Origin of the sequence: Thermus tengchongensis (genome assembly GCF_021462405.1) — a bacterium.
Taxonomy (GTDB): Bacteria; Deinococcota; Deinococci; order Deinococcales; family Thermaceae; genus Thermus; species Thermus tengchongensis.
On sequence record NZ_JAKEDU010000001.1, the window covers coordinates 421,233 to 431,314 of the forward strand.

Below are 10,082 nucleotides of genomic sequence, written 5' to 3' on the forward strand. Positions count from 1 at the left end.
TCCCCCCTCGCTACCGAGGGGGGAAGCTTTGCGTTCTGGAGCTGGTGGGCGGCGTAGGACTTGAACCTACGACCTCTCGCGTGTGAGGCGAGCGCTCTTCCGCTGAGCTAGCCGCCCCCAAGCCTTTTGCAGGGTAGCATGGGCCAAGGAGGCCTGTCAAGCAAGCACCCTGACCTTCCTCTGACAAGGCCCAGGCTAGACTAAGGTCGTGGCCACGGTCCTTGTGGTAGAGGACGAGCCAGCGGTGCGGCTTGGGGTGCGGCTGGCTCTGGAGCGGGCCGGGCACAAGGTCCTCGAGGCCCCCTCGGCCACAGAGGCTTGGCCCCTCCTGAAAGAGGCAGAAATCTTGCTCCTGGACTGGATGCTCCCCGATGAACCGGGGATACGCTTCCTGGAGCGTATGCGCCAAGGAGCCTACCCCGAGCTTCCCGTCCTCATGCTCACCGCCCGGGCGGAGGTGCGGGATCGGGTGGAGGGGCTTTCCCGCGGAGCCGACGACTATCTTGTGAAACCCTTCGCCACCGAGGAGCTTTTGGCCCGCCTCGAGGCCCTCCTGCGCCGTGCGGGTAGGCGGAAGGTGCTCCGGCGCGGCCCCCTTCTCCTGGACCTGGAGCGCAAGGAAGCCAGCCTGGGCGGCAGGCCCTTACCCCTAACCCGGCGTGAGTTTGAACTGCTGGCCTTTCTGGCCCAGCGCCCGGGCCGGGTCTACTCCCGGGAGGAGCTTCTGGAAGCGGTCTGGGGCCAGGACTACCTGGGCACCCCGAGGACGGTGGACCAGCACGTGCTCCAGCTCCGGGAGAAGCTGGGCGAAGACCCCAAGGCCCCCCGCTTTCTGGAAACCGTGCGGGGCATGGGGTACCGCTTCAAGGTAGCCCCGCAAGAAACAAACCACGGTCCCAGCCAGACCAAGGGGGAAGGGTGAACGAACTTCTGGCCGAAGCCTGGGAGAAAGCCCTGGAGGGCCTGGTCCTTCACCAGGACAGGCAGGTCCTCTACCTGAACCCCAAGGCGGAGGAGCTTTTGGAGGTAACCCGGGAAAAGGTGGTGGGCCGTCCCCTCCTCCTCGCCCTCCGGGACCACCGCCTCGAGGCCCTGGCCCTCCAGGGGGGCGAGCGCACCCTGGAGGTGCGAAGCCGCACCCTCAGGGTGAGGGCCCTTCCCGGGAAGCTCTACCTCCTGGACGAAACGGAGCTAAACCGGCGCCTGGAGGCCCTGGAGGAAGCCACCCAGGCCCTGGCTCACGAGCTCCGCACTCCCCTGGCGGGGATGGGCCCCCTCCTCGAGGCCCTCACCCCCAGGACCCCCCAGGAGAAGGAGGTGCTGGACCTTCTCAAGGGGGAGGTGGCCCGCCTATCCCGATTGGTACGGGACCTCTCCCTCACCCAACCAGGTCCCAAGCGCACCTTCCCCCTGGAAGACCTCTGGACCCGCTTGGAAAGGCTCCTTAACGAGAAACTCCGGGGAAGGCGGGTGGAGGTCCACCTGCCCCACACCGCCCACACCGACCCCGAGGCCCTCTTCCAGATCCTCCTGAACCTCTTGGATAACGCCCTCAAGTATGGCCAAGATCCCATCCGCCTCCTCTCCCGGGAAGAAGGGGGGCGCCTTTTGCTGGAGGTGCGGGACCAAGGGCCGGAACTTCCGGATTACGAACGCCTCTTCCTGCCCCGCCACCGGGGATTCCAGGGAGGAGCCGGGCAGGGCCTGGGCCTCTACCTGGTGCGCCGGATCGCCCAGGGCTTGGGCGGGGAGGCCCACGCCCGGAGGGACGGGACCGAAAACGTTTTCAGCGTGGCTCTTCCTCTAAACTGATAAACTGAGGCAAGGAGGCAACATGCGCGAGGTACTGGACAAAGCCCTAAACGAACTGGTGGGGGAAACCCTGAGGATGCTCTCCCTGGTCCGGGAGATGACCCAAAAGGCCACGGAGGCCCTGGTGGAAGGGAACCGGGCCAAGGCGGAAGAGGTTATCGCCAAGGACCAGGAGGTGGATGCCCTGGAGCTGAAGATCGAGAACCAGGCCGTAGCCGTCATCGCCCGGCACCAGCCCGTGGCCTCAGACCTTCGGCTCATCTTTACCATCATCAAGGCCCTCACCGACCTGGAACGGGCCGGGGACTACGCCATGCACGTGGCCGAGGACGCCCTCCTTTTGGCGCAGGAACCCCCCCTTAAGCGCTACGTCACCCTCCCTGGGATGGGCAAGCGGCTTCTGGAGATGATGGACACCCTGGGCAAGGCGGTAGCCGAGCGGGACCCCGGGCTTGCCCGCAAGGTAGTGGAGATGGACGACCAGGTGGACGGCCTCTACGAGGAGGTAACCCGGGAGCTCATCACCTACATGCTGGAAGATCCCCGCACCATTACCAAGGCCCTCACCCTGATGCGGGTGGCCCGGAGCTACGAACGCCTGGGAGACCACCTGGAAAACGTGGCCGAGCGGGTCATCTACTGGCTCACCGGCGAGGTGTACAAGGCTCCTGAGGACGTGTATTGAAGCCATGGCCAAGAAGGGGAACCCCAAGCTCACCCCCGAGGAAAAGCAGGCCCTGAGGACCCGGCTTCGGGAGGGAAAAGGAGCCCAAGGGGAGGCCGCGGTGCTCAGCGCCATCGCCTCCTGGCCCGAGCCGGACCGCACCCTGGGAGAACGCCTCCATGCCCTCATCCGGCGGCAGGCCCCTTTCCTCACCCCCAGGCTCTGGTACGGGATGCCTGCGTACGCCCTCGAGGGCAAGGTGCTCTGCTTCCTCCAGCCCGCCCACAAGTTCCAAACCCGCTACGCCACCTTGGGCTTCACCGACCTGGCGCGGCTGGAGGAAGGCAACATGTGGCCCGTGGCCTTCGGCCTCAAAGAGCTCGGCCCCGCCGAGGAAGCCCGCATCGGAGAACTCCTGCGCCGCACCCTGGCCTAACCCCCACGAGGGGACTGCGGCAGAGCGGAATGCCCGCGCGCGGAGGCTGCCCCCTGGGCAAGGGCCGGAAGCGCCTTGCCCATGGCCTTTCCGGGGCCCCCATCCTGGCGCAAACCCGACGGGGTACTTAGGCTTGCCCAAGGGGTTCCCGCCGCGGCTTGCGCCGCACGGGGGCGCATGGCCTCCTTCCCTTGTCCCCCGGAGCCCCAAGCCGTACCCCACGTGGACGAGGTGGCGTTAGTCAGCCTCCACCTCCTCCACCGCCTGGCGGCGGCCCGCCTTCCACTCCAGCCCCGCCCAGATGAAGTCCAGGAGGTCCCCGTCCAGGACGTTCTGGGGGTCAAAGCGCATGAGGCCCGTGCGGTGGTCCTTCACGTACTGCTTGTCCAGCACGTAGCTCCGGATCTGGCTCCCCCACTCGATGGGCCGCACCTCGCCCCGCAGCTTCTGAAGCTCTTCCTGCTTTTTCCTCCACTCCAGCTCGTAAAGCCGGGAGCGGAGCACCTTCATGGCCAGCTCCTTGTTCTTGATCTGGCTCCGGGTGGTCTGGCAGGTGACGGTAATCCCCGTGGGCAAGTGCACGATGCGCACGGCGCTATCGGTGGTGTTCACCCCCTGGCCCCCATGCCCCTGGGAGCGGAACACGTCGATGCGCAGGTCCTCGGGGCGGATCACCACCTCCACGGAATCGTCCACCTCGGGCATCACCTCCACCCCGGCGAAGGAGGTGTGGCGGCGCCCCGAGGCGTCAAAGGGGGAGGGGCGGACCAGGCGGTGAACCCCCGCCTCGGGGACGAGGAAGCCGTAGGCGTTCTCCCCCCGGACGACAATCTGGGCGTAGTCGATGCCCGCCTCCGCCCCGGGGGTTACATCCACCACCTCCACCTGGAACCCCTGGCGCTCGGCGAAACGGGTGTACATCCGCAAAAGCATCTCCGCCCAGTCGCAGGCCTCCGTGCCCCCAGCCCCGGGCTGGATGGTAAGGATGGCGTTCTTCTCCGCATGGGGGAAGGAAAGAAGCGTCTCGTGGTAAAGGCCTTCCAGCTTCTTGGCCGCCTCCAAAAGCTCAGGCCTAAGAGCCTCCCGCTCCTCTGCGGGAAACTCCTTCCACAGCTCCAGGAGACCCTCGAGGTCGCTCTCCAGGGAGCGGAAGGTATCCACCGTGCGCCGCAGGCGGGCGGCCTCCTGGCTTATCCGCCTAGCCTCCTCCGGGTTCTGCCAGAGAGTCGGGTCTTCCAGGCGTTTCTCCAGCTCCTTTAAACGGGCTTCCTTACCGGGGATGTCAAAGATACCCCCGGAGGCTTTCCAAGCGGGTGGCAAGAAGGTCCAGGTCCATACCTCTCCCAGTATACAGGCCTCAACTGGGGAGTACAAGAACCCTTTACATTTTGCCACTCACATTTTATGCTAATCGCCATAGGTGGGCTATGGCACCCAACGGGTCGGCGAGAGAAGCCCGCAGGCCCTTCCCTCAAGGCCATGCCCAACGCCTTACCGGGGCAAGGCGCCCCCCAACCCTCCCCTCCCTATCCCCGGACCTCCGCACCCTCACGCGAACCCTGGCCCAGGAATACCGGGAGTTGGTGGGGAAAAGGGATGAGGAGGAGGCCTGGAGCTTCCTCGCCGCCAAGCTTGGGGAAGACCGGGCGGTGACCCTGGAGGTGTGGGAAGCCCTCCACCGGGGAGGCCTGGGGGGCAAGGGATATAACCCCAAGGAACACCGGAACCCACTTTCCCTCCGCTTCCTCGAGGCCCTGCGCCTTTCAAAGCTGTTCCTATCCCGGCAAACCCCCAGGCCACTCAGTCGGCGGCCAGTGGGGCCAAGGGAACCTCGGCCAGGTTCACCCTGGCCCCTAAGGCCTTCAGGCGCTCCTCCAGGTGCTCATACCCCCGTTCCAGAAAGTAGACCCCTTCAATCTCGGAAACCCCCTCGGCGCTCAGGGCGGCCACCACCAGCCCGCCCCCGGCGCGAATATCCAGGGCCTTCACCTGGGCCCCGTGCAACCGCTTCCCGTTCACCAGGAGGGTGCGGTCCCGAAGGTAAAGCTCGGCCCCCATCCGGACCAGCTCTCCCACATGGGTGAAGCGGTCCGGGTAAACCCGGTCGGTGATGGCGCTCTGCCCGGGAACCGTGGCCAGATAGGCGGTAACGATGGGCTGAAGATCCGTGGGGAAGCCGGGGTACTCCCGGGCCTCCACGAAGAAGGGCTTGGGATCCGGTACGGCCCAGAACCGCACCCAGTCCTTCCCCACCTCCACCCGGTGCCCAGACTGCTGAAGCTTATCCAAAAGGGCATCCAGGTGGTCGGGGCGCACCTCCCTTAGGGTGATGGACCCCCGGGTGGCCGCCGCCGCCAGGAGGTAGGTGCCGGCCTCTATGCGATCGGGGATGATGCGGTAAGTGCCTCCGCCCAGCCGCTGGGCACCCCGGATGTGCAGGATGGGGCTGCCCAGGCCCTGGACCTCCACCCCCAGCATCCGCAGGAAATGGCCCAGGTCCTCCACCTCCGGTTCCATGGCCGCCTGCACCAAGGTGGCCTCGCCCCCAAGGGCCACCGCCAGCATGGCCTGCTCGGTTCCGCCCACCGTGGGCAGGTCGAAGACCACCCGCCCCGAAAGGGGGCGGGCCCTTCGGGCGTAGAAGGTGTTCTCCTCCTCCACCACCTCGGCCCCCAGGGCCCGCAAGGCCTTCACGTGCTGGTCCACGGGCCTGGCCCCAAAGGCGCACCCCCCCGGAAGGGAGATGCGCCCCTCCCCCACTCGGGCAAGAAGGGCCCCCCAGACGATGAAGCTGGCCCGCATCTGCCCCACCAGCTCATAAGGGGCGTGGGTGTTCCGGATCTCCGGGGTGTGCAGGTGGAGGGTGCGTCCTTCCCACTGGTAACGGGTCCCCAAGTGGGAAAGAAGCTCCAGCATCACCTCCACGTCCCTGAGCCTGGGCACCTCCAAGAGGGTGATGGGCTCGGGGGTGAGAAGGCTTGCCGCCAGAATGGGCAAGGCGGCGTTTTTAGCCGGATAAATGCGCAACTCGCCGGAAAGGGGCTGGCCTCCCTCAATCCGCAAGATCCTGCTGCCCCGCCGCGAGTCCTTGAGCATCATACACACCTTACTCAAGGTGAGGATAAAAGGGACCATCCACATTGTCAAGGGCATGCGCTCTTTGCTACACTCTTCCAAGGGAAGGTATGCCCAAGAAGGAAAAGAAGCGGTTGCAGGTGGTCATCTCCGAGGAACAGGACGCCCTCCTCACCCGGGCGGCCTACGCCCTTTCCAGCCCCGAAAGGCTGGTTTCCAAGTCGGAGGTGGTGCGCCTGGCCATCGCCAAGATCGTGCAGGAGCTGGAGGGCAACAAGGAGGAGCTGGCCGAACTCCTAAAGCAGCTGGAGCCCGAGGAATAAAATGACGGGCATGGTCCTGGGCGGGCGGTACCGCCTCGAGGCCTCCTTGGGTTCCGGGGGGATGGCGGAGGTGTGGCGGGCGGTGGACGAGCGCCTGGGGCGCAAGGTGGCGGTGAAGCTCCTCCACCCCCGGGCCCTGCCCCCCGAAAGGGAGCGGTTTCTCCTCGAGGTGCGGGCCCTTTCCCGCCTCTTCCACCCGGGCATCGTCCAGGTGCTGGACCTGGGGGAGGAGGAGGGGAGGCCCTACTTCGTCATGGAGCTGGTGGAAGGGGGTACCTTTGACCGCCTGGGCCCCTTCGAGGAAGGCCCGGAAGGGGAGAGGATCCTCGAGGCGGCCATCCAGGTGATGGAGGCCCTGGCCCACCTCCACGCCCAGGGCATCCTCCACCGGGACCTCACCCCCAAAAACATCCTCCTCACCAAGGAGGGGCATCCCAAGGTCATGGACTTTGGCCTGGCGTACCTCTTACAAGAAAGCCGCCACCTGACCCGCACTGGGTACACCCTGGGCACCCCCACCTACATGGCTCCCGAACAAGCCAAGGGCCTGCCCCTTACCCCCCGGGCTGACCTCTACAGCCTGGGAGCGGTCCTCTACCGCACCCTCACCGGCAAACCCCCCTTTGAGGGGGAAAACGATCAGGCGATCCTCTTCCAGCACGTCTACGAGCCCCCTAAGCCTCCCCAGGCTTTGAACCCCACCATCCCTTCTGGGGTGGCGGAAGCGGTGCTTTCCCTTTTGGCCAAGCACCCGGAGGAAAGGCCCTCCCACCCCAGCCTCTTCAAAAGCCCCCTGCAGGAGTTCCAGGCCCTCCGCCTTGCCACCCCCCGGGCCGGGTCCAGCCGCTCGGGCCACTACCCCCTGGCCCCCGACCCCCGCAGGCTTTCCCTCAAAGGCAAGCTGGACCTGGGAGGGGAGGCCGCCTGGCCCGGGGAGATGGTGTACGCCCACGGCCGGGTCTACTTGGGAGCGGGGCGGGGCCTGGCGGAGGTGGACCTCCTTTCAGGAACGGTGCGCCGGGAACCCCTTCCTGAGGAGGTCACCGCTCCCCCGGTGGTGCGGGGTGGAGTTTACGTGGCCGCCTGGGACGGCCGGGTGCGCCGCTTCAAGGCCCAAGCCTTGGAGTGGAGCGCCGACACGGGAGCGGAGATCACCGCCGCTCCCCTGGTCCTGGGGGAGCGGGTCTTTGTGGCCAGCCGGGACGGAAGCCTCTACGCCTTCGAGCAAGGCCGCCTCCTCTACCGCTTCCAGGCGGGGGGGCACCTCTCCGCCAGCCCCACCTTCCACCGGAACCTCCTTTTCTTGGCCTCGGAGGACGGGTTCCTCTACGCTCTGGATCCGGACACGGGCACCTTGCGCTACAAGGTGAAGACCGGTCCGGTGCACGCTCCTGTGGCCGCCTACCGCGGGGTGCTCTTCATCCCCACCTGGGAGGGAGAGGTTTACGCCTTTGAACCTTTGAGCCGGGAGACCCTCTGGAACACCGCCGTGGAAGGCGAGATCTGGGGCGGACTGGCCCTGGACGGGGAACGGGTGTATGTGGCCGCCTGGGACGGGGTCTTAAGGGCCCTGGACCAGGCCACGGGGGAGGAGGTGTGGAGCCTCGAGGTGGGCAAGGTGACGGCAGGCCTTTCCTATGCCGCCGGGCACGTCTATGTGGCCACGGAGGAGGGGCGTTTCCTAGCGGTGGACCAAAGGGGCCAGGTGGTCTTTGAGGCCACGGGCCTGGGAGCGGTCCAGGTACCCCCTCTGCCCCTATCCCAGGAGGTCTTGGTGGCCAACCTTGCCGGGAAACTTTTCCGCTTTGGCGTAGGATAGGGGTATGGAAGCCATCCGCACCAACAGAGCCCCCCAGGCCATCGGCCCCTACTCCCAGGCGGTGCGGGCCGGAGGGCTGGTCTTCGTCTCCGGCCAAATCCCTCTAAGGCCCGACGGCACCCTGGCAGAAGGGGATATCCGCACCCAAACGGAGCTGGTGATGGAGAACCTAAAGGCCATCCTCGAGGCGGCGGGCTCCTCCCTCGCCCGGGTGGTGCAAACCACCTGCTTCCTGACCGACCTGGAGGACTTCCCCCTTTTCAACGAGGTCTACGCCCGCTATTTCTCGCCCCCCTACCCGGCCCGGGCCACGGTGGCGGTGAAGGCTTTGCCCAAAGGGGTCCGGGTGGAGGTAGCCTGCATCGCCCTGGCGGATTAAGGCATAAGGGCAAAAAAGCGTAAAATATCGGCATGACGGTCCAGGAAAACCAAGCGGAAGAACTCCTCCACCGCTTTCGCCAAGGGGATGTGCGGGCCCTGGCCCGGGCCCTCACCCTGGTGGAATCGGGACACCCTGTGGGGCAGGAGCTGCTTAAGCGCCTGCGGGGACAGGCCCAGGCCAAGGTGGTGGGCATCACGGGAAGCCCGGGAGCCGGCAAGAGCACCCTCACCGACCGCTTGATCCTGGAGGCCAGGAAGCGGGGGGAGCGGGTAGGGGTCTTGGCGGTGGACCCCTCTAGCCCCTTCACAGGAGGGGCCATCCTGGGGGACCGGATCCGCATGATGCGCCACCACCGGGACCCGGGGGTCTACATCCGCTCCCTGGCTTCCAGAGGCGCCCTGGGAGGCCTGGCCGGGGCCACGGTGGCCGCTTTAGCCCTCCTGGAGGCCTTCGGCTTTGACCGCATCTTCGTGGAAACCGTGGGGGTAGGCCAGAGCGAGGTGGACATCGCCCGGGTGGCGGACACCACCCTCCTCGTCCTCACCCCCGCCGCAGGCGATGCGGTCCAGGCCTTCAAGGCCGGGGTCATGGAGATCGCCGACCTCTTCGCCGTGAACAAGTTTGACCTTCCAGGCGGGGAAAGGATCATCCAGGAGCTGAAAAGCGCCCTGGAACTCTCCCCCCCGCGCCCCGGGGGCTGGCGTCCCCCTATCTTCCCCACGGTAGCGGCCACCGGGGAAGGGGTGGAGGCGCTCTTTGAGGGCCTCGAGGCCCACCACCGCCACCTTCTGGAGCATGGCCTCCTGGAAACCCACCGCCTGGAGCGGGCCCGGTTTGAGGTGGAAAGCGTCATCCAGGAATGGGGACGGAGGAAGACCCAGTCTGCCGGGGAGCTGGTGGCCCGGGTGGCCCGGGGAGAGCTCTCCCCCGAAGAAGCGGCCCTCGCCCTCCTGGACCCGGACCAGCCCCGCTAGTTCTCAGGGCCCGCAGCCTGACCCCTGGCTCCAGGGGAACGCCAGCGGGCCAGCGCCTTCAGAAGCATCTCTCGCTCGTTGGGGTAGGAAAGGCGATCCAGAGCTTCCTTAACGGGGAGGAAAAAGGCGGCCTCCACCTCGGAAAGCTGGGGCCTGGGTTCCCCTCCCCGGTAGGCCATGAGGAAGTAGTGGACCTCCTTGCTCACGGTCACCGGTTCCCCACCATCCCGGACGGTGAAGTAGTAGCGCACCTTGCCTAGAGGCGAGACCACTGCGGCCTCCACCCCCGTTTCCTCCCGCACCTCGCGCACCGCCGTTTCCGGATAACGCTCGCCAGGCTCCACCTGGCCCTTGGGCAGGGTAACCACCCGCCCTTCCTTCAAGGAGACCACTAGTACCTCAGGAACCTCCCCTCGGAGAACCACGCCCCCCGCGGAGACCACCCGCTTCCTCGCCGTTCGGACCTGCCGCTTCCTCCGCACGTACCCGGCCCACCTCCCAGCAACAAAAAAGGGCGCCCGAAGGCGCCCCCAAAGGACCCGAAAAGGGGAGAGCAGGGCTTGGGTACTCCTTAGAAAGGAGGTGATCCAGCCGCAC

Annotated in this window: 11 protein-coding genes and 1 tRNA gene; 8 read left to right on the plus strand and 4 right to left on the minus strand. The window is 66.6% G+C overall.

From position 1 onward, the window contains the following. Positions 1 to 42: 42 nt before the first annotated feature. A tRNA-Val gene (locus tag L1087_RS02245) sits at positions 43 to 117 on the minus strand. Positions 118 to 208: 91 nt separating this feature from the next. Here L1087_RS02245 and L1087_RS02250 point away from each other — a divergent pair. From L1087_RS02250 to L1087_RS02265, 4 genes are read left to right on the plus strand one after another with little or no spacing between them, the layout of a single operon-like run. After that, positions 209 to 922, plus strand: coding sequence for a response regulator transcription factor (locus L1087_RS02250; RefSeq protein ID WP_234557447.1), 714 nt, complete (start codon positions 209 to 211; stop codon positions 920 to 922). Beyond that, positions 919 to 1,812, plus strand: a complete 894-nt coding sequence (locus tag L1087_RS02255; protein ID WP_038043079.1) for a sensor histidine kinase — start codon at positions 919 to 921, stop codon at positions 1,810 to 1,812. The genes L1087_RS02250 and L1087_RS02255 overlap by 4 nt, the downstream gene beginning before the upstream one ends. 22 nt (positions 1,813 to 1,834) lie before the next feature. Further along, entirely contained in the window at positions 1,835 to 2,497 is a 663-nt protein-coding gene (gene phoU / locus L1087_RS02260; protein WP_234557448.1) for a phosphate signaling complex protein PhoU, read from the plus strand. A gap of 4 nt (positions 2,498 to 2,501) precedes the next feature. Next, positions 2,502 to 2,912, plus strand: a complete 411-nt coding sequence (locus tag L1087_RS02265; RefSeq protein WP_234557450.1) for an iron chaperone — start codon at positions 2,502 to 2,504, stop codon at positions 2,910 to 2,912. 237 nt (positions 2,913 to 3,149) lie between these two features. Here L1087_RS02265 and prfB read toward each other — a convergent pair. After that, a protein-coding gene (gene prfB / locus L1087_RS02270; RefSeq protein ID WP_135343688.1) for a peptide chain release factor 2 occupies positions 3,150 to 4,248 on the minus strand; the annotation gives its coding sequence in 2 pieces (ribosomal slippage) (positions 3,150 to 4,196 and positions 4,198 to 4,248; 1,098 coding nt in all). A gap of 464 nt (positions 4,249 to 4,712) precedes the next feature. Further along, a complete protein-coding gene (gene murA, locus L1087_RS02275; RefSeq protein ID WP_135343689.1) occupies positions 4,713 to 6,011 on the minus strand; it encodes a UDP-N-acetylglucosamine 1-carboxyvinyltransferase in 1,299 nt (432 codons plus the stop codon). An 86-nt stretch (positions 6,012 to 6,097) separates the two neighbouring features. Here murA and L1087_RS02280 point away from each other — a divergent pair, with 86 nt between their 5' ends. The 4 genes from L1087_RS02280 to meaB are packed head-to-tail and all read left to right on the plus strand — an operon-like array spanning position 6,098 to position 9,485. After that, the gene (locus L1087_RS02280; protein WP_015716565.1) at positions 6,098 to 6,310 is read left to right on the plus strand and encodes a hypothetical protein; all 213 of its coding nucleotides are present in this window, start codon (positions 6,098 to 6,100) and stop codon (positions 6,308 to 6,310) included. A 1-nt stretch (position 6,311) separates the two neighbouring features. Next, complete coding sequence (locus tag L1087_RS02285; RefSeq protein ID WP_038043085.1) at positions 6,312 to 8,129, plus strand: protein kinase domain-containing protein; 1,818 nt, start codon at positions 6,312 to 6,314, stop codon at positions 8,127 to 8,129. A gap of 4 nt (positions 8,130 to 8,133) precedes the next feature. Next, entirely contained in the window at positions 8,134 to 8,508 is a 375-nt protein-coding gene (locus tag L1087_RS02290; RefSeq protein ID WP_038043086.1) for a RidA family protein, read from the plus strand. 32 nt (positions 8,509 to 8,540) lie between these two features. After that, positions 8,541 to 9,485 carry a methylmalonyl Co-A mutase-associated GTPase MeaB gene (meaB, locus tag L1087_RS02295; protein ID WP_135261118.1) on the plus strand — a complete coding sequence of 315 codons (945 nt, stop codon included), beginning with the start codon at positions 8,541 to 8,543 and terminating at the stop codon, positions 9,483 to 9,485. Here meaB and L1087_RS02300 read toward each other — a convergent pair. Next, positions 9,482 to 9,967, minus strand: coding sequence for an NUDIX hydrolase (locus L1087_RS02300; RefSeq protein WP_135261119.1), 486 nt, complete (start codon positions 9,965 to 9,967; stop codon positions 9,482 to 9,484). The two genes, meaB and L1087_RS02300, sit on opposite strands and share 4 nt — an antisense overlap. Positions 9,968 to 10,082: the final 115 nt, after the last annotated feature.

Coding starts and splice junctions, on each gene's coding strand:
- L1087_RS02290 (WP_038043086.1), top strand. CDS start 8,134: ATGGAAGCCATCCGCACCAACAGAGCCCCCCAGGCCATCGGCCCCTAC.
- L1087_RS02285 (WP_038043085.1), top strand. CDS start 6,312: ATGACGGGCATGGTCCTGGGCGGGCGGTACCGCCTCGAGGCCTCCTTG.
- murA (WP_135343689.1), bottom strand. CDS start 6,011: ATGATGCTCAAGGACTCGCGGCGGGGCAGCAGGATCTTGCGGATTGAG.
- L1087_RS02280 (WP_015716565.1), top strand. CDS start 6,098: ATGCCCAAGAAGGAAAAGAAGCGGTTGCAGGTGGTCATCTCCGAGGAA.
- L1087_RS02265 (WP_234557450.1), top strand. CDS start 2,502: ATGGCCAAGAAGGGGAACCCCAAGCTCACCCCCGAGGAAAAGCAGGCC.
- meaB (WP_135261118.1), top strand. CDS start 8,541: ATGACGGTCCAGGAAAACCAAGCGGAAGAACTCCTCCACCGCTTTCGC.
- phoU (WP_234557448.1), top strand. CDS start 1,835: ATGCGCGAGGTACTGGACAAAGCCCTAAACGAACTGGTGGGGGAAACC.